Here is a 23,927-nt window from a genome sequence, read left to right as displayed (position 1 = left end):
GCAACCGGACGGACGTACGGCGGATCTCAGCCAACGCTCAGGCTGCGGGCCGTACCGTGTGCCGCATGACATCGCCGTCGCCGGCCGCGTGGTTCCGGCGTGCCCTGCCCACCCGCCGTCGCGCGATTGCCGCAGGGGCGGTCGTCGTGCTGCTGGCCGCCGCCGTGACCTGGGCGGTGTGGCCGCAGGGGCCGGGCGTACGCACCGAAAGCGCGATGCTCACCGTCCGCTCCGGACCGTCCGGCGACCAGCCGGTGGACCTGGACACGACCTTCTACCTGCCCGACGACGCGTCGTCCGGGCGGAAGGTGCCGGCGGTGCTGTTGGCACACGGGTTCGGCGGCACGAAGGAGTCGGTGCGCTCCGACGCGGAGGAGTTCGCCGGGCGCGGCTATGCGGTGCTCACCTGGACGGCCCGGGGCTTCGGCCGCAGCGGCGGTGAGATCCACCTGGACAGCCCGGACCACGAGGTGCGCGACGCTCAGCGCCTGCTGGACTGGTTGGCCGCTCGGCCGGAGGTGCGCACCAACGCCACCGGTGACCCGCAGGTCGGTGTGGTCGGTGGCTCGTACGGCGGCGGGTTGGCACTGCTGCTGGCCGCCCAGGACAGTCGGGTCGACGCGATCGTCCCCATGATCACCTGGAACGACCTGTCCCGCGCCTTCCTGCCGGAGAGCACCGGTGGAGCGCCGACCGAGGGCGTGTTCAAGAAGGGCTGGGCCGGTCTGTTCTTCGGTGGCGGTGGCAACGTCGGTTCTGGGCCGGCCGGGCTGTCCGGTGCGACCGCCGCCCAGCCGCAGGGAGCCCCGGAGTCGGCCGGTCCGCCCAGTCCCGGGCCGGGCGCTGGCCCGGGCACCGGTCCCGGTGGCGCCCCGGCCGGTGCCGCCGACCCGTCCTGCGGCCGGTTCGCCGCCGACGTGTGCGCCGCGTACCTGCGGATCGCCACCACCGGTCAGGCCGACCAGGCCGCCGTGGACCTGCTGCGCCGATCCAGCCCGGCGGGTGTCCTGGACCGGATCAAGGCGCCCACCCTGCTGGTGCAGGGTGAGGCGGACACCCTCTTCCCGCTCGCTGAGGCGGACGCCAACGCGCGCGGCATCGCCGCCGCCGGCACCCCGGTGCGGGTCGCCTGGTTCACCGGCGGGCACGACGGTGGCAGTGGACCCCGCTCGGACGAAGACCGGGTGAAGTTCCTGACCGTCCAGTGGCTCGACCACTACGTCAAGGGCGAGGGCGACGCGCCCGGCGACGACTTCACCTGGTCGCGGATCGCCGGCTTCGACGCGCTCGACAGGGGTCTCGTCGCCACCGGCTTCCGCCGCGCCGACTACCCGGGCCTGACCGGCAACGCCCGCCGGGAGATCTCGGTCGCCGGCCCGGCCCAGCCGATCGCCAACCCGCCCAACGGCAACCCGGCTGCGATCTCCTCGATCCCGTTCGCCGGCGGGCTCGCCTCGCTGCTGGACGGCGTGGCCGGTGACGTGCCCGGCCAGCACGCCCGGTTCGAGTCGACGCCGCTGACCGAGGCGGTGGACGTTGCCGGTGCGCCGACCGTCACCGTGCGGGCCGCGTCGCCCACCGGCGAGGCGGTGCTGTTCGTCAAGCTCTACGACGTCGACCCGGACGGCGCGGCCACCCTGCCGAATGGGCTGGTCGCCCCGATCCGGCTCACCGGCCTGCCGCAGCAGGTGCAGGACGCCCGCCCGGTCACCGTGACGCTGCCCGGGATCGTCCGACGGGTGGAGGCCGGCCACCGGCTGCGCCTCGTCGTGGCCACCTCCGACCAGGCGTACACCACGCCCGCCCAGCCCACCGTCTACACGGTGGCGGTGGACGGCGCGGTCACCCTGCCCACGGTCAGCGGCGAGCCGATCCCCACCGCCGCGACGCTCTGGCGCTGGGTGCTCGCCGGCCTGCTCGCCGCCATCGCGGTCGGGCTCGTCGTGGTCGTCGCCGTGGTCCGCCGCCGGCACCGTCGCCAGGACCGCTCGGTGCACCCGGAGTACGCGGACACCCCGCTGGCCGTGCGCGCACTGCGCAAGGAGTACGCGGACGGCTTCGTCGCGGTGTCGAACGTGGACTTCGAGGTGCACCCGGGTCAGGTGGTGGGTCTGCTCGGGCCGAACGGCGCCGGCAAGACCACCACCCTGCGGGTGCTGATGGGGCTGACCCAGCCGACCGCCGGGGAGATCTACGTCTTCGGTCGCCGGTTGGTGCCCGGCTCGCCGGTGCTGTCCCGGATCGGCGCGCTGGTGGAGGGCCCCGGCTTCCTGCCGCACCTGTCGGGTCTGGACAACCTCAAGGCGTACTGGCGGGCCACCGGACGGCCGTGGGAGGACGCGCAGTTCGACGCGGCGCTGGAGATCGCCGGACTGGGCGACTCGGTGCACCGGAAGATCAAGAACTACAGCCACGGGATGCGTCAGCGCCTCGCCATCGCCCAGGCCATGCTCGGTCTTCCCGAGCTGCTGGTGTTGGACGAGCCGACCGACGGGCTCGACCCGCCGCAGATCGCCGAGATGCGCCGGGTGCTCCAGCGCTACGCCACGGACGGGCGCGCCGTGCTGGTCTCCAGCCACCTGCTGGCCGAGGTGGAGCAGACCTGCACGCACGCGGTGGTGGTCAACAAGGGCCGGATCGTGGCGTCCGGGCCGGTGGAGGAGATCGTGGGCGAGTCGCCGAGCGTGCTGTTCGATGTCACCGACCCGGTGGCGGCGCGCGCGGTGCTGGACCGGCTGCACGGGGTCCGGGTCCTACCGGAGAGCGACGGCCAGTTGGTGGTCGACACCAACGGCACGGCCCGCAGCGAGGTGGTGGCCGAGCTGGTGCGCGCCGGCATCGGAGTGGACCGGGTGGTGCCCCGGCGGCGCCTGGAGGACGCGTTCCTCGCCCTGGTGGGCGAGAACTCTCGGGGAAGCGGTGACCGGTGATGGCAGGCTCTTCCGTCGAGACGCCGCTGGGCGTGACCGACCCGGCCGGTGCGGCCCGCGGTTACCGGCCGTCGGCCACCATGCCCTTCGCGGCGGAGTTCCGGCGGCAGGCGTCCCGGCGGCGCACCCAGCTGGCGCTCGGGTTCATGGTGCTGCTGCCGCTGATCATCCTGATCGCGTTCCAGTTCGACTCGGGCGGCGACGACGACAACGGTCGCAACGAGTTCTCCAGCCTGGTCGAGCTGGCCACCTCGGGTGGCCTCAACTTCACCCTGTTCTCGATCTTCGTCTCGGCGTCGTTCCTGCTGGTGGTGGTGGTCGCGCTGTTCTGCGGCGACACCGTCGCCAGTGAGGCGAGCTGGGGCAGCCTGCGCTACCTGCTGGCGATCCCGGTGCCCCGGGCCAGGTTGCTGACGGTGAAGCTGGTGGTCGCGCTCGCGTACTCGGGGCTGGCCCTGATCCTGCTGGCCGGCACCGCGCTGCTGGCAGGGACCCTGCGCTACGGCTGGTCGCCGCTGCGCAGCACTGTCGCCGCCGAGCTGGAACCCACCGAGGGGCTGCTCCGGTTGCTGGCGGTGCTCGGCTATCTGGCGGTCGTACTCCTGGTGGTGGCCGGGCTGGCGTTCCTGCTGTCGGTGACCACGGACGCCGCGTTGGGCGCGGTGGGTGGTGCGGTGCTGCTGTGGATCCTGTCCAGCATCCTGGACCAGATCACCGCCCTGGGCGCGGTACGCGACTTCCTGCCCACCCACTTCAGCACCGCCTGGCTGGGGTTGCTCTCGACCCCGGTGCAGACCGACGACGTGGTACGCGGCTGCATCTCGGCGATCAGCTACGCGACGCTGTTCTGGGGGTTGGCGTTCTGGCGCTTCACCCGCAAGGACATCACCAGCTGACGGGCCGGGCTCACAGCCGACTGTCGGGCGGGCTCACCGACGACGGCACGGCGCTCGGTATCGGCAGCGGGGCCGGGCGCGTCGGTGCCGGCGCAGACGGGTCGGCCTTCTTCCAGGCGCTGACGCCGATCCGGCCGGTGTTGCCCAAGTCGACCGGCCCGTCCGGGTCGACCTCGTGGGGCGGTTGGCCGGCCGCGGGGGCCACCGTCAGGAACTCCCCGTTGGTGGCCACCACTGTCGAGTCGGTGACCAGGTTGCGCCAGAGCACCACGGCGGTGGCCCGCTCGTTAGGGGCGAGAGTGACCTTCCGGGGCGGCTGGTCGAAGCCCGAGGTGATCTCCTTGGCGCCGTTGACCACGCGCAGCATGATCGGCTCGCGCTGCTCGTCGTAGACGTGCAGCACCGGGTAACCGTTGAGCTGGTAGGGACGGTCGCCGCAGTTGACCAGCTCCAGGCCGAGGGCGCGAAGGCCCATCGCGGCGTCCGACCCGGTCGACCGGATCCGGACGCCGGACGCCGGGCACTCGGCCAGCGGGTCGGTGCTCCCGGACGGGCTCGCCGACGCACCGGGTGCGGTCGGCGGCGGGCTCGGGGGATCCCCGGACTGGCCGCGATGATCGCCGGGTACGCAGGCGCCGAGCGCCAGCGCTGACGCGAACACCGCGAGCGACCGGCCGGCCCGTCGTGCTGCCATCTTCCGGGAGATCATCCACCGATCCTCGCGCACGGAGGCGTCCCGTCGCTGCCCACCCTGCCCGTCCCGGCCGCCGAGCCGCTTTGATCGACTCGGTTTCCCTGAACCCGGGGCATCCTGGCCTCGGGATACCGCGCCTTCAAGGAAGCCGAGTGGATCATCGGGGTCGGCCAGCCGTCCGCGTCTGCGGCGGCTCGGCGGGCTGCGCGCACCGCCTGGTGGGCTGTACCGTCATTCGGGAGCGCTCCCATGGAGCGAACAGCGCCGTGCTGAGGTCGGTTTTCCCGCGCAGCCGCAGCTCAGAGCCTCGGCACGACGCATTCGCCGCCCCGCCTGCTCGGCGCCGGCGGGCGTGGCCCCGACATATTTCAACCGGGGATCTTCCCACCAGCAAGGAATTTATTAACTTCGATGTAACCATGCGTCACGATGGACGGGATCCATCCATTCACCTCAATGGAGGTCCCATGAACGTCTCTCGGCTCGGCGGGCCGACCCTGTCCCTGTTCCGCATCGTGATCGGCCTGCTGTTCACGTTGCACGGCCTGACCTCGGTCTTCGGGTTGTTCGGCGGCAACCCGATGACCGGCAAGGCGGTACCGCTCGGCACCTGGCCGGGCTGGTGGGCCGCCCTGATCCAGTTGGTCTGCGGCGCGCTGGTGCTGGCCGGGCTCTTCACCCGACCCGCCGCTCTACTGGCATCCGGCTCGATGGCGTACGCCTACTTCGTGGTGCACCAGCCGGATCACCTGCTGCCCATGCAGAACGGGGGCGAGTTGTCCGCCCTCTTCTGCTGGTCGTTCCTGCTGATAGCGGCCCTCGGCCCGGGCGCCTGGGCGCTCGACACGTTGCTCGCCCGGCGTCGCACCGACTCCCCGTCGGCACCAGCGCCCGCCTCGGTGGCCGAGCCCAGCTCGGTGGCTGTCTGACCGCACGCGTGCCGCGCGTCGCCGGGGCCTCGACGAGGCGGCTCCGGCGACGCGCTCGGCGACGGTGGTGGCGGGGGTCAGGCCGGCGGGCGAGGGCTGAGGACCGCGTCCAGGAGGCCGGGGTAGAGCTTGTTCAGCTCGTCGCGGCGGAGTCGGACCAGGCGGCTGGTGCCGGCGGCGCGGGTGCGGGTCAGGCCGGCCTCGCGCAGCACCCTGAGGTGGTGGCTGCGGGTCGCCTTGGAGACGCCGAAGTCGAAGCTGCCGCAGGCGGCCTCGCCGCCCTCGGCGAGCGCCCGGACGATCTGCAACCGCACGTCGTCGGCGAGTGCGGCCAGCACGGCGGTGACCGGTACGGCGGTCAGTTCGGGTTCGTGCGGCTCCATGTGACCAGTGTAACCCTTGTTCGACAATTATCGAACAAGCTCCTACTGTCGGTTCCGTTGGTTCGACGATACTCGAACATTGGAGCTGACGATGCGATCCCGCGCCGCCGCCTATCCGCTGCTCGCCGTGCTCGCCTGGGGAGTGATGTTCCCGGTCCTGGCCAGCGCGCTGACCCGGGTCGACCCGCTCAACCTGACCACTGCCCGCTACCTTCTCGCCGCCGTCATCCTGGTCGCCGTCCTCCTGCTCCGTGAGGGTGCCGGCGCGCTGCGGTCGGGCGGCCGGGCGGCCGAGGTGGTGGTGCTCGGAGTGGTCGGCTTCGCCGGCTTCAACCTGCTCACCAGCCTGGCCCTCGAACACGCCGCACCGCAGCAGGTCGCGCTCTTCGTGGCCACCACCCCCGTGATCACCCAGCTGGTCCGTTGGGCCCGTGACGGCGTACGCCCGAAGCCGTTCCTGCTGGGTCTCTCCCTGGTGGCGCTCCTCGGTGTCGGCCTGGTGATCACCCGCGGGAGCCTGACCGGGCTCGGCCAGTTCGGTCTCGGTGGGCTGATGATGATCGGCGCGGTGCTCGGCTGGGGCATCTACACGCACGGTGCCAGCCGCTTCGGCGAGTGGTCGCCGCTGCGCTTCACCACGCTGACCGCACTCGCCGGCACGGCCGCCATGCTGGCCGCGAGCATCGGCGCCGACGCCGTCGGCTGGCAGCACGCGCCGGCCGCCGCCGACCTCGTGGCGGTCACCCCGCAACTGGCGTACGCGGTGATCCTGGGCGCCGTGGTCGCGGTCCTGGCCTGGAACACCGGCGTGCAGCGACTCGGTGCCGCCAACGCCGCGTTGTTCATGAACCTGGTCCCGGTGACCACGTTCGCGGTGCAGATCGCCCGCGGCTACCGCCCGGAGCCCGTCGAGCTGGTCGGGGCCGCCATCACGATCGCCGCCCTGGTCGCCGCGAACCTCGCCACCCGGCCCCGGACCCGAGCCGCGGCACTGCCCCGGACCACAGCGGTCACGGACCCGATCGCGGTGACCGACCCCGCAGCGGTGAGCGTCCGCTGACCCACTACCTGGGATCTGCCCTGGAGGCCGCGCCCGGCTTTGCCTAGACTCGACGACACAACTGCATACCTCATCCAGAGGGGCTGAGGGATACGGCCCGACGACGCCCCGGCAACCACCCCGCGCGCTCACCGCTGAGCGACCCGCGGGGCAGGTGCCAATTCCGTCCCCGCCGCACCGTGCGATGCGGGGAAAGATGAGAGGACTCTCGACATGACGTCGACGCTCGCCGCCTCCGGCATCGACACCTCCGCCAGCCCCGCCCGCGCCCTGGTCTGTCGCGCCTGTTCGGCGCGCTACCCGCTCGCCGCCCAGCACGCCTGCTACGAGTGTTTCGGCCCGCTGGAGGTCGACTACGACACGGCCGCCCTGGCGACGGTCACCCGCGAGCAGATCGAGGCCGGGCCGAAGAACATCTGGCGGTACGCCGCACTGCTCCCCGCCGGTCAGGACCCGGCCAGCCGGGTCACCCTCGACCCGGGGCTGACCCCGCTGGTGGCGGCCCCGCACCTCGCCGCCGAGCTGGGCATCACCGCGCAGCTCTGGGTCAAGGACGACAGCGCCAACCCCACCCACTCGTTCAAGGACCGGGTCGTCTCGGTGGCGCTCACCGCCGCGAAGGCGCTCGGCTTCACCCGGTTCGCCTGCGCGTCGACCGGCAACCTGGCCAACTCGGTGGCAGCGCACGCCGCCCGCGCCGGGGTGCCCTCGGTGGTCTTCATCCCCAGCGACCTGGAGCAGGGCAAGGTCATCACCACTGCCGTCTACGGGGGCGAGCTGGTCGCCATCGACGGCTCGTACGACGACGTCAACCGGCTCTGTGGCGAGTTGGTGGAGACCGACGAGTTCGAGGACACCGCGTTCGTCAACGTGAACGTCCGCCCGTACTACGCGGAGGGCTCCAAGACGCTCGGCTACGAGGTGGCCGAGCAGCTCGGTTGGCGGATCCCCGCGCAGGTGGTGATCCCGATGGCCAGCGGCGAGCTGCTCACCAAGATTGACAAGGCGTTCTCCGAGCTGGTGGAGATCGGTCTGGTCGAGGCGCCGGTCGGCGGCTGGAAGGTCTTCGGCGCGCAGTCCGCCGGCTGCAACCCGATCGCCACGGCCCTGCACGCCGACACCGACACGATCACCCCGGTCAAGCCCACCGGCATCGCCAAGTCGCTCAACATCGGCGACCCCGCCGCCGGCCTCTACGCGTTGGAGGCGGTCCGTCGCACCGGCGGTTGGATGGAGTACGCCGACGACGACGAGATCCGCGCGGGCATCCGCGACCTGGCCCGCACCACCGGCGTCTTCGCGGAGACCGCCGGTGGGGTGACAGTGGCGGTGCTGCGCAAGCTGGTCGAGTCCGGCCGGCTCGACCCGACGGCGGAGACCGTGGTGTTCAACACCGGCGAGGGTCTGAAGACCATCGACGCGGTGGCCGGTCAGGTCGGGCCTACCCACCACATCAAGCCCTCGCTGCGCGCCGCCCGCGACGCCGGCCTCCTGGGCTGACCCGCTGCCGGTCTTGATCCACTCGGGTTGACGGAAATCGGGGTGTCCGGGCTGACTGGACACCCCGACTTCAGCGAAACTGAGTCGATCACTCCGTAACTGGGTTTTAGCTGTGAGTGTGGAAAACCCGCCGCTACGGACTTGACGGCAGGAACCGGACGGCGCAAGATGCTCCGTGCGGGAGGGCATTTCGCCGAAGACTTTTGAAGTTCTTGCGACCCAACGCCGGAGGCGTTGTGCGAGTGTCCCTCCCGACCAACGTTCGATCGGGCCAGCGAGTAATTCGCTGGCCCGATCGCTTTTGTACGGTGCACGCTCACCGCATGAGCATCACCATCGCGTCGTTCGACGGCGCCGACCGCACCTCGGTCGACGAGGCGTACCGGATCGGCGCGGCGGCCACCGAGGTCGACCTGCCGGACCTCCCACCCTTCTGCCGACGCCGCTTCGACGCGCTGTTCCACACGCCGATGCCCGGCACCGAATCGCTCTGGGCGCTGGCCCGGCTGGACGGCGCGCCGGCCGGCTACCTCCAGCTGGACCTGCCGCAGCTCGACAACACCGACAACGCCACCGCCGAGCTGACGGTGCATCCCGAGCTGCGGCGCCGGGGTGTCGGTCGCGCGCTGCACGAGTACGGCGTACGCCTGCTCCGCGAACGCGGCCGCAAGCGGGTCGTCGCGATGACCGTCTCCGCGCTGCCCGACGGGCCGGCGCGATCAGCGGCGGGAGACGCGTTCGCCGCCACCACCGGCGCCCAGTCGGCGCTGCCCGAGGTGCGTCGCCGCCTCGACGTCGACGCGATCGACCGGATCGCCCTGCGCGCGGCGCTGGCCGAGGCCCGGCCGCGGGCGGAGGGCTATCAATCGGTCTGCTGGCAGGGCTCCACCCCGCAGGAGTACGTGGCGGACATCGCCTACCTGGACGGCCGGTTGCTCATGGACGCGCCCATGGGCGACGTGCAGTGGGACCCGGAGCAGGTGGACGCCGAGCGCATCCGTGGCACCGAGCGCGCCCTGGACGCCCGGGGTCGGCGGCGCTACCACCTCGGGATGCGCCACGAGGCGTCCGGGCGGCTGGTCGCCTGGACCCTGCTGGACGTGAGCGCCTCCACCGACTGGCACTCCTACCAGCAGATCACCATCGTCGACCCGGCCCACCGTGGGCACCGGCTCGGTCTCATCGCCAAGGCGGAGAACCTGCACCACCTGCTGACCCACGAGCCGACGGTCCGCGTCATCGACACCTTCAACGCCGCCAGCAACAGCTACATGGTGGCGATCAACGAGCAACTCGGCTTCCGCCCGGTGGACGCCTGGAACAACTGGCAGCTCACCCTCTGACCCGGGCGGTCACCCGCTGCCGCCGCAGGCAACCGCGGTGCCGTCGGTCATTGGCGCTTCTGCTCCCGAACCCGACTGCGGCATGAGCCGCTGTCGGGCATTCGCGCTACTGCTCGCGGACCGCTCTCAGGCATGATGGCGGGCATGACGGAGACCCCGCAGCCCCTGTACGACAGGCACGCCGACACCCTCAACCGTGCGCTGACCGCGATCACGGAGCGGGGCTACTGGTCCGCCTATCCCGAATCCCCCAGCCCCCGGGTGTACGGCGAGACCGCCGCCGCCGACGGCAAGGCCGCCTTCGAGGCGTACCTCGGTGGTGACTTCCCGCTCGACCAGCCGGGCGCTGGCGACCGGGTCGCCACCGAGACGAGCCCGTTCGGGGTGGAGCTCGCGGTGCGTTACCCGCACGCCGGCCCCGGCGAGCTGGTGAGCGCCGCCTCCGCCGCGCTGCCGGCCTGGCGCGACGCCGGCCCGCAGGCCCGGGTGGGAGTCTGCCTGGAGATCCTCGACCGGCTGCACAAGAACATCTTCGAGCTGGCCAACGCGGTGCAGTTCACCAGCGGGCAGGCGTTCGTGATGGCCTTCCAGGCCGGCGGCGCGCACGCACTGGACCGGGCCCTGGAGGCGCTGGCGTACGCGTACGCCGAGATGACCCGGCACCCGGGCACGGCAGGCTGGGAGAAGGCCGCCGGCAAGGGTGACCCGCTGCGGATGACCAAGACGTTCCACGTGGTGCCGCGTGGGGTGGCGCTGGTGATCGGCTGCAACACCTTCCCGACCTGGAACTCGTACCCCGGGCTGTTCGCCTCGTTGGTCACCGGCAACCCGGTGATCGTCAAGCCGCACCCGCGCGCGGTGCTACCGCTGGCCATCACCGTGAAGTACGCCCGGGAGGTGCTCGCCGAGGCCGGGTTCGACCCGAACCTGATCATGCTGGCGGCTGAGGCGCCCGGTGAGAAGCTCGCCAGCGACCTGGCCCTGCACCGCTCCGTGAAGATCGTCGACTTCACCGGCTCCACGGAGTACGGCGACTGGCTGGAGACGCACGCCCGGCAGGCCTCGGTCTACACCGAGAAGGCCGGTCTGAACACGGTCGTCATCGACTCCACCGACGACTTCGCCGGCATGTGCCGCAACCTTGGTTTCACGCTGACCCTCTACAGCGGCCAGATGTGCACCACCTCGCAGAACATCCTGATCCCGGCCGGCGGCATCGAGACCGACCAGGGTCACAAGAGCTTCGACGAGGTGGCCGGTGGGATCGCCGCAGCGGTCGGCAAGCTCACCGCCGATCCGGCGCGAGGCGTGGAGCTGACCGGCGCCATCGTCAACGACGGGGTGTTGGAACGGCTGGCCGAGGTGACCAAGGTCGGCGAGCCGGTGCTGGAGTCGCGGGTCGTGGCGCACCCGGCGTACGCCGACGCGGTGGTGCGTACCCCGACGATCGTGAAGCTGGCGGCGGACGACGCGGAGACGTACGGCCGGGAGTGGTTCGGGCCGATCTCGTTCGCCATCGCCACCGACTCCACCGCCCAGAGCCTGGAGCTGCTGCGCCGGACGGTCGGCGAGAAGGGCGCGCTCACCGCCGGGGTCTACTCCACCGACGAGGCGGTGCTGGACGCCACCGAGGCGGTCGCGGTCGAGGTCGGGGTGCACCTGTCCTGCAACCTCACCGGCGGGGTCTTCGTGAACCAGTCGGCGGCGTTCTCCGACTTCCACGGCAGCGGGGCCAACGCGGCGGCCAACTCGGCGTTGACCGATGGGGCTTATGTGGCGAACCGGTTCCGGATCGTTCAGTCTCGGCGTCATGTTTGATCTTTAGTTGCGGTGGGGGTTTCCGGGGCAGGCCCGACCCGCTCCGGGCGGTCAGGCTTGATCCCTGCGCGGGTCGGGCTGCCCCGGAAACCCCTTGTGGGCACTGTGGCGCGGGCGCTTCCGGTTTCTTTATTGGGGGGCGTCAGAGTGGTTCTGCCTTGGGATGAGTTCTCTGTTCTAGGCGGGTCGGCGCATCTGTAGCTCGTTCAGGGCTGGGATTTTGGGGTGGGGGACTCGCACGCCGGTGTCCTTGAAGCCCAGCCGCTGGTACGCCCGATAGGCGCGGTCGTTGCCGACCACGACCTCCAGCAGCAGCTCCGGTCGGCCGCACGCCCGGGACCACTCGGCCACCCCGTCGATCAGGTCGCCGAGAAGGCCGCTGCCCCGCCAGGTCGGCGTGACGTACACGGCGTAGATCACGGTCAGCCCAGGCTCGTCCGGGGTGACCGTGCCACCGGCATGCCCGACCAGCCGGCCGCCCGGGTCCGCGACGAACTGCGCGTTGTTCGGGCCGGCCGAGGTGTACGCGACCCGTGCGGCGTACTCGTTGTGCGGTCGGGCCGCCGCGTCCGCCAGGGTCTCCAGGAAGGCCAACGGTGCGTCGGCGAGCATCTCCAGGCGCAGCGCCCGCATCCGGGCGGCGTCCTCCGGCCGGCCCCGGCGGATCTCCGCCCGACGAACGGAGGTCGAGCCCGTATCGGTGGTCATGCCGCATGCCTATCACAGGGCGTGAACGGCATTTTTCGGGTCGGGCCCGATCTTCACCGGCTCGCGGCGCAGCCTCGTCTCCTTCCCCGCTGGCACTCACGTCGATGAATCCGTCGGATCGCCGCGTCGGGTCGACCGGTGCGGCCGGAGCTGGTGTGGAAGCGATCAGGACCATGCCCGATTTGTGGTCGTGCGCGGCTGTCAGTCCTCGTGTAGCGTGCGATTTCGGTCACCTGCTTCAATGGCGGTCATCGATTGCCGGGGTGGTGGTCCGAGGGCGCCCGGCCGCTCCGTGCGCCGGGTCAGGCAGCACCGCGCAGAGTGAGGGAAGTGGCACCGTGGCACAGGGCAGCGTCAAGTGGTTCAACGCCGAAAAGGGCTACGGCTTCATCGCCGTCGACGGCGGTCAGGACGTGTTCGTTCACTTCTCCGCGATCGAGATGGACGGCTACAAGGCGTTGGACGACGGCCAGCGGGTCGAGTTCGAGATCGCCCAGGGCCAGAAGGGCCCCCAGGCGGAGCACGTACGCGTCATCGCCTGACCGTTCCGCACCGGTCGGTCACCGCCTTGGGGGCTGGCGGCACGGGCGCGCAGCCGGGAAGATCGTGAACCGTTCCAGCCGATGCTGAGGAGCGTTCATGACCGACCAGCCACCCTCGTCCACGCCGCCCTACGGGCCGGGTGAGCCAGGCCCGTCCGACCCCACGCAGGGCGCCTGGGGCCCGGCCGGTCAGCCGCCTGGCTCCGTGCCGGGTGTCCCGCCGGCTGGTTGGGATCCTGCGCAGGGTGCCTGGGGCCCGGCCGGTCAGCCGCAGCAGGGGTGGGTGTTCCCGCCCACCGGGGGCTACCCGCCTGGAGCGGGGCCCTACGGTCCGCAGCCGTGGCATCCGGGGCCGCCGGTCAACTGGTACCCGCCGGGTTACGGGTACGACCCGAACGACCCCCTGGTCACTCCACCCGGTGCCGGCCTGGCTGGCTGGTTCAGCCGGTGCTGGGGAGCGCTGGGCCGGGGCTGGCGGCAGCTGGTGCCCATCATGCTGCTGACCCAGGTGCTGCCCGCGGCGGTGCTCTCGGTGATCTCTCTCGGGGCGGACCCGTCGGCGAAGTGGGCCGCCGAGGCCCAGACGAGCACGACCGCCGTCCTGCCGGACAACTTCGCCGTGGAGCTGGTGAGCCTCCTGGTCCTGCTGATCGGCGGCAGCGTGCTGGTCGGGCTGTTGCAGGCCGTCGGGTGGGCCGCCGGCAGTTGGGTGATCACCCAGCAGGCGGCCGGTCAGCCGGGCAGCCTGGATTCCGCGCTGCGCTACGGCATCCGTCGGGCACTCGGGCTGTGGGGGTGGACCCTGCTGATCAGCCTGCTCGTCGGCCTCGGTGCCTGCTTCTGCGTCCTGCCCGGCATCTACCTGGCGTTCGCGCTGAGCATGGCCGGCCCGGTCTACCTCTTCGAACGCCACAACCCGATCGGCCGGTCGTTCCGGATGTTCCACGACCGGCTCGGCCTGCTGCTCGGTCGGGTGGCCCTGGTTGCCCTGGCGGTGATCGTCGGCACCGTGATCCCCGGCGCGCTGGAGGGCGTTGGCACCTCGGCGTTCGGTACGGATCCCTTCGCGTCCCCGGACAGCGCGGTCGGGGCGGTGGTGGTGATCGGGATCACCGCGGTGCTGGCCCTGCCGGCCCACCTCTCCCAGATGATCGGTCTGCTGGTCACGTACGCCGAGCAGCGCGCTCATGAGGCGCCGGTGAACACTCCCGGACTGGCCGCGGAACTCGGCTGAGCGGCCCCATCGTGCTTGCACTCGGCAGGGGAGAGTGCTAAACAAGTCATTGGCACTCGCATACCGTGAGTGCCAACGGTCGGGACGGTGGGGCCAGGTTGTGCCGGTGTGGAGACACCGGGGCAGCACATGGCCGGTCGTCGCGGGCTATCCGGCCCGGCCGAAGGACGTCGTCGTCGCCAGGTGGCGACGTCCCTAGGTGCGCACACCAGGCGGCCCATCCGGGGCACACATCTCGGGTGGCCCGTGAGTGTCCAGGAGGACAACGCCGTATGGCCAAGATGATCGCTTTCGACGAAGAGGCTCGCCGCGGCCTCGAGCGGGGCATGAACCAGCTCGCCGACGCCGTAAAGGTGACCCTCGGCCCGAAGGGCCGCAACGTCGTGCTCGAGAAGAAGTGGGGTGCCCCCACCATCACCAACGATGGTGTGAGCATCGCCAAGGAGATCGAGCTCGAGGACCCGTACGAGAAGATCGGCGCTGAGCTGGTCAAGGAGGTCGCCAAGAAGACCGACGACGTTGCCGGTGACGGCACGACGACGGCGACCGTCCTGGCCCAGGCCCTGGTTCGCGAGGGCCTGCGCAACGTGGCCGCTGGCGCCAACCCGATGGCCCTGAAGCGGGGCATCGAGGCCGCGGTCGCGAGCGTCTCGGAGGAGCTGTCCAAGCTCGCCAAGGACGTCGAGACCAAGGAGCAGATCGCCTCCACCGCCTCCATCTCCGCTGGCGACAGCACCGTCGGCGAGATCATCGCCGAGGCGATGGACAAGGTCGGCAAGGAAGGCGTCATCACCGTCGAGGAGAGCAACACCTTCGGGCTGGAGCTGGAGCTCACCGAGGGTATGCGCTTCGACAAGGGCTACATCTCGGCCTACTTCATGACCGACCCGGAGCGTATGGAGGCCGTCTTCGACGACCCGTACATCCTGATCGCCAACAGCAAGATCTCGTCGGTGAAGGACCTGCTCCCGATCCTGGAGAAGGTCATGCAGTCGGGCAAGCCGCTGCTGATCATCGCCGAGGACCTGGAGGGCGAGGCCCTCGCCACCCTGGTGGTCAACAAGGTCCGTGGCACCTTCAAGTCGGTCGCCGTCAAGGCGCCGGGCTTCGGTGACCGCCGCAAGGCCATGCTGACCGACATCGCCATCCTCGCCGGTGGCCAGGTCATCAGCGAGGAGGTCGGCCTCAAGCTCGACGCCGCCAGCCTCGACATGCTGGGCCGCGCCCGCAAGGTCGTGGTGACCAAGGACGAGACCACCATCGTCGACGGTGCCGGTGACGCCGAGCAGATCCAGGGCCGGGTCAACCAGATCCGGGCCGAGATCGACAAGAGTGACTCCGACTACGACCGCGAGAAGCTGCAGGAGCGGCTGGCCAAGCTGGCCGGCGGCGTTGCGGTCATCAAGGTCGGCGCGGCCACCGAGGTCGAGCTCAAGGAGCGCAAGCACCGCATCGAGGACGCCGTTCGCAACGCGAAGGCCGCCGTCGAGGAGGGCATCGTCCCGGGTGGTGGCGTCGCGCTGGTCCAGGCCGGCAAGACCGCCTTCGACAAGCTCGACCTGGTCGGCGACGAGGCGACCGGTGCGAACATCGTCAAGGTCGCGCTGGACGCCCCGCTGCGGCAGATCGCCGTCAACGCCGGCCTTGAGGGCGGCGTCGTGGTGGAGAAGGTCCGTAACCTCGAAGCGGGTCACGGCCTCAACGCCGCCAACGGCGAGTACGTCGACCTGCTGGCCGCGGGCATCATCGACCCGGCCAAGGTGACGCGCTCGGCGCTGCAGAACGCCGCTTCCATCGCGGCGCTGTTCCTCACCACCGAGGCCGTTGTCGCGGACAAGCCGGAGAAGAACCCGGCTGCCCCGGCTGGCCCGGGTGGCGGGGACATGGACTTCTGAGTCCAGTTCCGACACGGAACGGGGCGGGCCGCTGACGCGGTCCGCCCCGTTCGTCGTCAGGTCGGCAGTGGGCGCTGGTTGCGCCGCTTCTGTGCCCGGTCGTACGGCGGAAGCAGTTTGATCGGCTCGTCCACCATCTCCCGTGACTCCTCGACGACCGCCGACCCGTCGTCGGTGGTCATCTCGGCCAGTTGCTCGGCGTCGCCGTAGTCGAGCCGGTCGAACGGCAGTTGGCCGGGGAGTTCGCCGACCGGTTTCCAGGTGATCGGCGGGCCGTCCTCGGTCTGGTCGTCATCCGTGGTCATGGCTGCCTCCTCTACCGAAACGGTAGGGGGCGTCGATGACCGACGCGGGCGAATGGATCAATGTCCCCTTTGCCCCGGTTATGCCACCGGCAGGGCCCTCCGGTACAGGAAGAAGACCCGCTCGATCCGGGCACCCGCGCTGCCCGAGTAGAACGGCACGGGCCCCACCCAGCCGATCTCCGCCCGGGTCAGCCCCGCCGCCTGCTGGTCGCGCAGGCAGCGCCGCAGCAGCACACCACCGATGCCCGACCCCTCGGCCGCCGGTGCGGTGCCCATCGGTCCGAACCAGCTCGGCCGGGACGACCCGTACGCGGCGAAGCCGAGCACCTCGCCGCCCCGCTCCGCCAGGTGGCAGCCGGCGCCGTCACGACCCACCGACCCGGCCAACTCGCCGTCCCACGTGCCGCCGAAGTTGGACCGGGCGAACGCGGTCAACGCCGGGAGATCCGCCGGCTCCGCCCGGCGCACCGTGATGCCCTGATCGGCCAGCCGCCGCTCCGCCGCCTCGGTGGACCGCAGTGCCGGTGACCCGTCGTACGACAGGTCGGCGGTCATGTTCCAGGCGGTCCGGTCCTGCTGGTAGCCGAGCGCGAGGGCGGCGCAGACCGCCGGGGTGTAGCGGACGTCGATGCCCGGCCACGCGTAGTACGGCGGGTTCCCGGCCAGCAGCACCTCGGTCGCTCCGCGCTCGGCCAGCACCTGCTCGGCCCGCCGCAGCAGCGCCCGGCCGACGCCCCGGCGGCGCTGATCCGCACGGACCGCGACCAGGTCGACGTGCCCGATGCCCGGCTCGGCCGACGAGACCGAGCAGAACAGCACCCCGACCAGGTCCGCACCCCGGTACGCGCCCAGCCCGACCACCGGCCGGTCGGCGGCGGCCCGGGGCCAGAGTACGTCCACGATGGCGGCGGCCTCGGTGGCGTCCTCGGGCAGGTCGAGAGCCTGCTCGCAGAGCCGTACAACGGTGTCGGCCAGGTCGGGGGTCAGCTCGGTGACGGTGATCTCGGCGTCCATGGTCGCCGACCCTAGAACACCGTGTGGCGGCCCGCGCTCCCGCCCGTCGGATCCGGAAGGAAACCTGCCTATTGCTGGGCGGCGCGCACGGCGGCGTACGCGTCCACCTCACCGGCACCCGTGACGTTCGACGGGGCACCACAGGTGTCGGACGGGTTGTCGGAGCGGTAGGTGGGCGTCGCCGCCGTGGCGGTGTCCCGCAGGATCTGCCGGGTCCGGGCCACGTCGCCGACCAGCGCCGGGTTCGCCGACCACATCAGCGCGACCACCCCGGCCACCTGCGGGGTCGCCATCGACGTGCCGTCCAGCGCGGCGTACGTGCCGCCCGGCATGGCCGACACCACACCCACACCCGGTGCCAGCACGTCCGGCTTGCTCGCACCCGGCACCGGCCCGCGCGAGGAGAACTCGGCGACCCGGCGCTGCGCGTCCACCGCACCCACGGTCAACACGTCCGCGTACGGCGCCGGTGGGTCGTCGATCGACGCGCACCACGGCCCGGTGTTGCCGGCCGCGGCGACCACGAAGATCCCGGCGGCGTCCAGCGCGGCGGTGGCCGGCCGCAGCACGCGCTGGTCGCAACCCTCGATGGGCGGGCAACCCCAGGAGTTGGTGAGCACCTGTGGGGCGCGCTCCGGACGGCCGTCGGTCAACGGGTCGCCGCCGGTCGGGAAGGGCGCCAGCATGAACTGGAGGCAGTCCAGGTAGTGCGCAGGGCTGCCGAGGTTGCGGTCCAGGTTGACGCAGCCCACCCACTGCGCGTCCGGCGCCACCCCGATGCCGTCGCGCCCCACCGCACTGCCCACCGTGTGGGTGCCGTGCCCACCCTGGTCGGTCGGGCTGCGGGTGTCGTCCCACGGGTCGTACCAGGAATCGTCTCCGCCCCGGAACCCGGCGCGCAGCGCCGGATGGGCGCCGTCCACCCCCGAATCCGAGCTGCCCACCACGATGCCCGTGCCCGTCACCCCGAGCTGGGACCACACCCGGTCCGCGCCGATCTGGCGGATGTTCCACTCCGGGCCGGTGGGCCTGGGCGCGGTGCCGCGGCTCTGCCCCGCCGGGGCCGGCAGTGGCCGCAGACGTTGGCTGACCAGCACCCGGGCCACCTCAGGCCGGCGGGCGAGCCACGCCCGCACCGCCGGACCGCCGTCGACCTCCACCGCGTTGACCAGGTAGTACGACACCGGATCGAGTCGCAGTCGACGCAACCCCCGGAGCAGGTCGGCCTGGCTCTGCTCGGCGGTCGTCACCAGCCGTCGGTAGACCTCCGTCGCACGGGCGTCCCTCCCGGCCCGACCCGCAGCGCCGGCCGGCAGTCCACTCAGATCGGCCTGCGCCCGCAGCACCACGAACAGCCGCTCGCCGTGCAGGCCCGGTTGGCCCGGACCCAGGTCGACCACACCGAACGCCACCAGCAGCACCACGGCCGCCACCGCTGCCGACCGGCGACTCGGGGTACGTGCCGTCGGCCGGGCGAGCAGCACCGCGTACCCGATGGCGACCAGGACCGCGACGGCGAGCCCGGTGCCGGCGGCGACCGCCACCCAGAACGGGATGTCCCGGGTGCCGACAAGTAGCAGGGTGATCTCTTCCGGGTCGGTGAAGGCCAGCGGGCCGAGTGCGGCCAGGCCCACGAGCCAGCCGGTCGCCGTCCGGCCGGCGCGTGCGGCGACGGCCGGGTCGGTGCTGGGTCGCCAGGCCGCGGCCCACAGCGCGGCCAGTGCGAAACCCACCGGGGGAAGGGTCAGCAGCGCGGGCAACTGTGCGCCGGACTGGCCGGTGCCGGCCGCGAGCAGCAGCAGCGCCACCCCGGCGACCAGACCTCCCAGCAGGACGAGCCGGGCCGGCCGCGGCGGTCGGCCAACAGCGAACCGGGCCCAGAAGGTGGCGTCCAACAGTGTCGCGGCCAGCACCCCCAGCGCGGCTGCCGCCAACAGCGCGAGCGCGGTTTCCAGGAGCCCGCCGAGCGCGCCCAGCCAGGCCCACGGCAGCAGCAGCGCCAACCCGGCGGCGACCGCGAGCAGAGGCACCGGTCCGGTCCGATGCGATCCACGTTGACGTCCGACCGGGTTCGGACTCCCGGCGGCGTCGGCGCTCGACCCCGGGCCTGCGACGGTCTCGGCTCGGGCGGCGGCATCGTCGTTCAGCGCCGCACCACCGGTGGCGTCGCGTTGCTCAGTGCGCTCGCCGGCCCACTGTGCGGCGGCGGGCGCGGTGTCGACATCCGGGCCGGACGATCGTCGCGCCGACCAGCGCGCGGCTAGCGCGGTGAGCAGCGCGACGCCGGCCAGCCCGGCGAGGTACGCCTCGTGGTGCACCGGCGGCACGACCCGCAGCAGCGTGAGCACGCCGAGGGCGAGACCCCCGATCAGCCAGGCTTTCCCGGTGGCCCGGACCGCAGCCGACCGGGGCAGCACGGCCAGCAGCAGGGCGGGTGTGCCCACCAGCACGACTGTGGTCAGGCCGAGCACCGGCCAGAGCCAGCCGACGCGGTCCAGCCCGAAGCCCAGCAGCACCTGATCGGTGACCCAGCCGCCGGTCTGGGTGGCCGCGGTGACCGCGACCGTCCAGCAGCCGACCAGCACGGCTGCGACCACCGACCACGGGGAGCTGCGGTCGCTGAATCCGGGTTGCGCGGGGTGACCTTGCATCCGAGAACCTTACGACCACGGCGAGCGGTTTCCATCCGACCGTCGTGTTGCGGGTCGACCGGAGAACCGTGCCGGTGCTGGACAGTTTCCGTCAGCCGGGCGGGCGGCGAATGCCGGCACGGTGGCATGGCGGTTACCGTGGACCTGTGCGTGACCCCAACATCTCCCGATCCGTCGCCGGCCAGCTCTCGCCGGTCCGCCGTGTGTCCGACCTGCGTCGACTGCGCGCCGAGCGCTTCGACGTCCTGGTCATCGGGGGCGGGGTGACCGGTGCCGGTGCCGCTCTGGACGCGGCGTCCCGGGGCCTCAAGGTGGCCCTCGTCGAGGCGCGTGACCTCGCGGCGGGCACCTCCAGTCGGTCGAGCAAACTCATCCACGGTGGCCTGCGCTACCTGGAGCAGTTGGAGTTCCACCTGGTGCACGAGGCGCTCACCGAGCGCGGCCTGCTCGCCACCCGGCTCGCGCCGCACCTGGTGCGTCCGGTGCCGATCCTGGTGCCCCTGCCCGCCGGGCGAGGGCTGCGGGACCTGCCGGCCCGCATCTTCCGCCGCTCCTACTACGGCGCGGGTGTGGCTGCCTACGACGCCTTCGCCGGGATCTTCGGCGGTGGCCGGGGCATGCCACTGCACCGGCACCTGACCCGTGAGGGGGCCCGGCGGGTCTTCCCGAGTCTGCGGCCCGACACGCTGGCCGGGGCGATCCGCTACTACGACGGGCAGGTCGACGACGCCCGCCTGGTGGTGACCCTCGCCCGCACCGCCGCCAGCCTCGGTGCCACGGTCGTGAGCAGCGCCCGCGCCGTCGGGCTGATCCGGCAGGCGCGTGAGGTGACCGGTGTCCGCGTCCGTGACCTGGAGGCGCCGGCCGGTTCGCCGGACGCGGAGTTCGAGGTGCACGCCCGTACCGTCATCGCCGCCACCGGTGTCTGGAGCGACGACATGTCGCGGATGCTCAACGACGTGGGCCTGCGGCCGGGCGTCCGGGTGCGCGCGTCGAAGGGGGTGCACCTGGTGGTGCCCCGCTCGGCGATCACCGGCGAGGCGGGGCTCATCCTGCGCACGGCGAGTTCGGTGCTCTTCGTCATCCCGTGGGGCGGGCACTGGATCATCGGCACGACGGACACTGACTGGCGGCTGGACCGGTCTCACCCGGCCGCCTCGGCCCGCGACATCGACTACCTGTTGCAGCAGGTCAACACCGTGCTGGACCGGCCGTTGACCACCGCCGACATCGAGGGGGTGTACGCGGGGCTGCGGCCATTGCTGGCCGGCGAGGCCGACTCGACGTCGAAGCTCTCCCGCGAACACGCGGTCTTCGAGCCCATGCTCGGACTGCTGCTGGTCGCCGGTGGCAAGTACACGACGTACCGGGTGATGGCCTCCGACGTGGTCGACCGGGCGGCCCGCCGGCTCGGCGGCGCGCGCTCGTCGCGTACCGCCGATCTGCCTCTGCTGGGTGCCGACGGCTACCCGGCGATGTGGAGGGACCGGGCCGACCTGGCCCGCCGGCACGGCGTGCCGGTGGGTGTGGTGGAGCACCTGCTGGAGCGGTACGGCACCCTCACCCTGGACCTGCTGGCCCTGGTCGACGCCGATCCGTTGCTCGCGTCTCCGCTGGCGGGTGCTCCGGAGTATCTGGCGGCGGAGGTCGCGTACGCGGCGCGGGCCGAGGGTGCGCTGCACCTGGAGGACGTGCTGACCCGGCGGACCCGGATCTCGTTCGAGACCAGCCACCGAGGGCTGGAGTCCGCGGAGCACACCGCCGAGCTGATGGGCGCGGTGCTCGGCTGGGACGAGGCGACCCGGGCCCGCGAGGTGGAGCACTACCGCGCCCGGGTGGAGGCGGAGCGGCAGTCCCAGTTGATGCCGGACGACGCCGCGGCGGACGCCGCTCGGCTCGGCGCTCCGGACGTGCGGGGTTACGCCGCCGACCGTGGCGGCGACGATCAGGCGGAGCTGCGTCCGTCCGCTCGATGACGAATTGCGACGTTACCAATGGGTAACCATCGATACCGACCCGGATGGTGGTTTCGGTCGCTACCTACGGTGGGGTAGGTTTCCGCGCGTGCTACCCCGCGCGCACCCTCGTCTGCTCCTACCCCTCCTCGCCGTCGCGCTCGTCGGTGCCCTGACCGGGTGCTCGCTGTTCGACCGGGACAAGCCGGGTACGACTCTGGCGCAGCCATCCGCCCCGGTTGCGGGGGGCGGATCGCAGCTGGAGATCCCGACCACGGTCGCCGCCGGTCAGGTCAGCCTGCTCCAGCGGCTCGGCGAAGACGGGCCGATGCGCACCCTGAGCGTCGAGCGCAACGGCGCGTGGCAGTGCCTCGACTGCGCCGGCGACGGGGTCACCTCCCGGGGCACCCTCGCGCCGGAGCTGACCGAACGGCTCCAGGTGCTGCTCGCCAACCCGAAGTTGGCCGCCGAGACCGATCAGGCCCGGAGGTACCGGACCACCTGCATCGACGCGTTGACGTCCAGCCTGCTCACCTCGACCGGGCTGATCACCTCGCAGGACTGCCCTGGTGAGGAGCGCACGCCGGTCGCCGGGGAGATCCTGCTGCTGCTCACCCAGGCGACCCCGGCCGAGGTCAAGGGCTGACCTTCAGCCAGGTCAGAGCACCTTGCCCGGGTTGAGCAGACCAGCCGGGTCGAGCGCCGACTTGATCGCCTGGTGCACCCGGACGCCGACCGGCCCGATCTCCCGGGCCAGCCAGTCCCGCTTGAGCAGCCCCACCCCGTGCTCGCCGGTGCACGTGCCGCCGAGGTCCAAGCCGAGCTGCATGATCTCGTCGAACGCCCGCCGGCCCCGCTCCACACTCGCCGGATCGGCCCGGTCGACCACGATGTTCGGGTGCATGTTGCCGTCCCCGGCGTGCCCCACCACACCGATCGGCACCTCGCACTCCGCCGCGATGCGGGCCACCCCGTCCAGCAGCGCGGCAAGCGAACCGCGCGGCACTGCCACGTCGTCGATCACCAGACCGCCGTTGCCACCCGGGTAGGCGTCGGCGGCGAACTTCTCCATGGCGGGGTGGGCCAGCCGGCGGGCCTGGAGCAGCGCCGCCGCCTCCACCGCGTCGGTGGCCGCGTAGACCTCGTCGGCGCCGGCCGCCTCGCACACAGCGGCCAGGGCGGCAAGGTCGTCGGCGGCTCGGCTGCCGGTGTCCACGGAGGCCAGCAGCAGGGCCTGCGCGTCGGTCCGCAGCCCCATCGGCTGGTACGCCTCGATCGCCCGCAGGTGGGTCTGGTCGAGCAGTTCCAACAGGCTGGGCGTGAGCCCGCGGGCCGCGATCTCGGCCACTGCGGCGCCGGCCGCCGCAGTGGACGGAAAGACCGCCACCAGGGTCAGCGACTCGGCCGGCGCGGGCCGCAACGCCACGGTCACCTCCGTGATCACCCCGAGGGTGCCCTCCGAGCCGACGAAGAGCCGGGTCAGGTCGTACCCGGCCACCCCCTTGGCCGTACGCCGGCCGGTGCGCAGCACCTCACCGGAGGCGAGCACCACCTCCAGGCCGAGGACGTACTCGGTGGTCACGCCGTACTTCACGCAGCACATGCCACCGGCGTTGGTGGCCACGTTGCCGCCGATCGTCGACGACTCCCAGGAGCCGGGATCCGGCGGATACCAGAGGCCCTGCTTCGCCACCGCCCCGGCCAGCGCCGCGTTGACCACCCCGGGTTGGACCACAGCGATCCGGCTCACCGGGTCGATCTCCCGGATCTCGTCCATCGCCACGGTGCTCAGCACCACCGCGCCGTCCACCGCGTTCGCCGCGCCGGCCAACCCGGTCCGCGCACCCTGCGGCACCACGGGTACGCCGTGCCGCGCCGCTGCCCGGACCACGGCGACCACCTGTTCGGTGCTGCGCGGACGGGTCACCACGAGCGGGGTGCCGGCGGCGCACAGGTCGGCCTCGTCCCGCTGGTGCATCCGCAGCAGGTCCGGGTCGGTGAGCACGGCGTCGCCACCGAGCGCGTCGCGCAGGTCGTCGAGGAGATTGGTGGGGGCCATGCAGCCGAGGC

General features: G+C 72.0%; 19 protein-coding genes and 1 riboswitch. Of the genes, 12 read left to right on the top strand and 7 right to left on the bottom strand.

The window, feature by feature from the left end:
* The first annotated feature begins 65 nt into the window (after positions 1-65).
* On the top strand, positions 66-2,930 hold the full coding sequence (locus tag GA0070619_RS25805; RefSeq protein WP_088950432.1) for an alpha/beta fold hydrolase: 2,865 nt from the start codon (positions 66-68) through the stop codon (positions 2,928-2,930).
* Positions 2,930-3,826, top strand: coding sequence for an ABC transporter permease (locus GA0070619_RS25800; protein ID WP_088950431.1), 897 nt, complete (start codon positions 2,930-2,932; stop codon positions 3,824-3,826). The genes GA0070619_RS25805 and GA0070619_RS25800 overlap by 1 nt, the downstream gene beginning before the upstream one ends.
* Before the next feature lie 10 nt (positions 3,827-3,836).
* Here the strand turns inward: GA0070619_RS25800 and GA0070619_RS25795 are convergent, their stop codons facing one another.
* Complete coding sequence (locus GA0070619_RS25795; RefSeq protein WP_172862119.1) at positions 3,837-4,535, bottom strand: DUF4232 domain-containing protein; 699 nt, start codon at positions 4,533-4,535, stop codon at positions 3,837-3,839.
* A 452-nt stretch (positions 4,536-4,987) separates the two neighbouring features.
* On the opposite strand from GA0070619_RS25795, the gene GA0070619_RS25790 reads away from it, so the two are divergent.
* On the top strand, positions 4,988-5,449 hold the full coding sequence (locus GA0070619_RS25790) for a DoxX family protein (protein WP_088950429.1): 462 nt from the start codon (positions 4,988-4,990) through the stop codon (positions 5,447-5,449).
* 77 nt (positions 5,450-5,526) lie between these two features.
* Here the strand turns inward: GA0070619_RS25790 and GA0070619_RS25785 are convergent, their stop codons facing one another.
* Positions 5,527-5,832 (bottom strand): ArsR/SmtB family transcription factor, encoded by a 306-nt coding sequence (locus tag GA0070619_RS25785; protein WP_088950428.1) that lies wholly within the window; start codon positions 5,830-5,832, stop codon positions 5,527-5,529.
* A gap of 91 nt (positions 5,833-5,923) precedes the next feature.
* On the opposite strand from GA0070619_RS25785, the gene GA0070619_RS25780 reads away from it, so the two are divergent.
* From GA0070619_RS25780 to paaN, 4 genes are all read left to right on the top strand, one after another.
* Positions 5,924-6,892 (top strand): DMT family transporter, encoded by a 969-nt coding sequence (locus tag GA0070619_RS25780; RefSeq protein WP_157744083.1) that lies wholly within the window; start codon positions 5,924-5,926, stop codon positions 6,890-6,892.
* A 67-nt stretch (positions 6,893-6,959) separates the two neighbouring features.
* Positions 6,960-7,095, top strand: a riboswitch (SAM riboswitch).
* Between the two features lie 10 nt (positions 7,096-7,105).
* Positions 7,106-8,392, top strand: a complete 1,287-nt coding sequence (gene thrC, locus GA0070619_RS25775; protein WP_088950426.1) for a threonine synthase — start codon at positions 7,106-7,108, stop codon at positions 8,390-8,392.
* A gap of 323 nt (positions 8,393-8,715) precedes the next feature.
* Positions 8,716-9,735 (top strand): GNAT family N-acetyltransferase, encoded by a 1,020-nt coding sequence (locus tag GA0070619_RS25770; RefSeq protein ID WP_088950425.1) that lies wholly within the window; start codon positions 8,716-8,718, stop codon positions 9,733-9,735.
* Between the two features lie 144 nt (positions 9,736-9,879).
* Positions 9,880-11,553, top strand: coding sequence for a phenylacetic acid degradation protein PaaN (gene paaN / locus GA0070619_RS25765; RefSeq protein ID WP_172862118.1), 1,674 nt, complete (start codon positions 9,880-9,882; stop codon positions 11,551-11,553).
* 177 nt (positions 11,554-11,730) lie between these two features.
* On the opposite strand, the gene GA0070619_RS25760 is transcribed toward paaN, so the two are convergent.
* Positions 11,731-12,261, bottom strand: a complete 531-nt coding sequence (locus GA0070619_RS25760) for a GNAT family N-acetyltransferase (protein WP_088950423.1) — start codon at positions 12,259-12,261, stop codon at positions 11,731-11,733.
* Positions 12,262-12,599: 338 nt separating this feature from the next.
* On the opposite strand from GA0070619_RS25760, the gene GA0070619_RS25755 reads away from it, so the two are divergent.
* From GA0070619_RS25755 to groL, 3 genes are all read left to right on the top strand, one after another.
* The gene (locus GA0070619_RS25755) at positions 12,600-12,803 is read left to right on the top strand and encodes a cold-shock protein (RefSeq protein ID WP_088950422.1); all 204 of its coding nucleotides are present in this window, start codon (positions 12,600-12,602) and stop codon (positions 12,801-12,803) included.
* Positions 12,804-12,900: 97 nt separating this feature from the next.
* Positions 12,901-14,037: a hypothetical protein gene (locus GA0070619_RS25750; RefSeq protein ID WP_157744082.1), complete on the top strand. Its 1,137-nt coding sequence runs from the start codon at positions 12,901-12,903 to the stop codon at positions 14,035-14,037.
* Between the two features lie 272 nt (positions 14,038-14,309).
* Complete coding sequence (gene groL, locus GA0070619_RS25745) at positions 14,310-15,932, top strand: chaperonin GroEL (RefSeq protein WP_088950420.1); 1,623 nt, start codon at positions 14,310-14,312, stop codon at positions 15,930-15,932.
* A 56-nt stretch (positions 15,933-15,988) separates the two neighbouring features.
* Here the strand turns inward: groL and GA0070619_RS25740 are convergent, their stop codons facing one another.
* From GA0070619_RS25740 to GA0070619_RS25730, 3 genes are all read right to left on the bottom strand, one after another.
* The gene (locus GA0070619_RS25740) at positions 15,989-16,237 is read right to left on the bottom strand and encodes a hypothetical protein (RefSeq protein ID WP_088950419.1); all 249 of its coding nucleotides are present in this window, start codon (positions 16,235-16,237) and stop codon (positions 15,989-15,991) included.
* A gap of 78 nt (positions 16,238-16,315) precedes the next feature.
* Positions 16,316-17,251 carry a GNAT family N-acetyltransferase gene (locus tag GA0070619_RS25735; RefSeq protein WP_088950418.1) on the bottom strand — a complete coding sequence of 312 codons (936 nt, stop codon included), beginning with the start codon at positions 17,249-17,251 and terminating at the stop codon, positions 16,316-16,318.
* A gap of 68 nt (positions 17,252-17,319) precedes the next feature.
* Positions 17,320-19,902, bottom strand: coding sequence for a S8 family serine peptidase (locus tag GA0070619_RS25730; protein ID WP_088950417.1), 2,583 nt, complete (start codon positions 19,900-19,902; stop codon positions 17,320-17,322).
* Between the two features lie 161 nt (positions 19,903-20,063).
* Here GA0070619_RS25730 and GA0070619_RS25725 point away from each other — a divergent pair, with 161 nt between their 5' ends.
* Positions 20,064-21,878, top strand: a complete 1,815-nt coding sequence (locus GA0070619_RS25725; RefSeq protein WP_088952050.1) for a glycerol-3-phosphate dehydrogenase/oxidase — start codon at positions 20,064-20,066, stop codon at positions 21,876-21,878.
* Between the two features lie 88 nt (positions 21,879-21,966).
* Positions 21,967-22,503: a hypothetical protein gene (locus GA0070619_RS25720; protein WP_088950416.1), complete on the top strand. Its 537-nt coding sequence runs from the start codon at positions 21,967-21,969 to the stop codon at positions 22,501-22,503.
* 12 nt (positions 22,504-22,515) lie between these two features.
* Here GA0070619_RS25720 and GA0070619_RS25715 read toward each other — a convergent pair whose 3' ends face one another.
* Positions 22,516-23,916 (bottom strand): FAD-binding oxidoreductase, encoded by a 1,401-nt coding sequence (locus GA0070619_RS25715; RefSeq protein ID WP_088950415.1) that lies wholly within the window; start codon positions 23,914-23,916, stop codon positions 22,516-22,518.
* Positions 23,917-23,927 lie beyond the last annotated feature (11 nt).

Origin of the sequence: Micromonospora zamorensis (genome assembly GCF_900090275.1) — a bacterium.
GTDB classification, from domain to species: Bacteria; Actinomycetota; Actinomycetes; order Mycobacteriales; family Micromonosporaceae; genus Micromonospora; species Micromonospora zamorensis.
The sequence above is the reverse complement of the archived record's forward strand: the minus strand, read 5'-3'. Positions and strand labels throughout refer to the sequence as shown.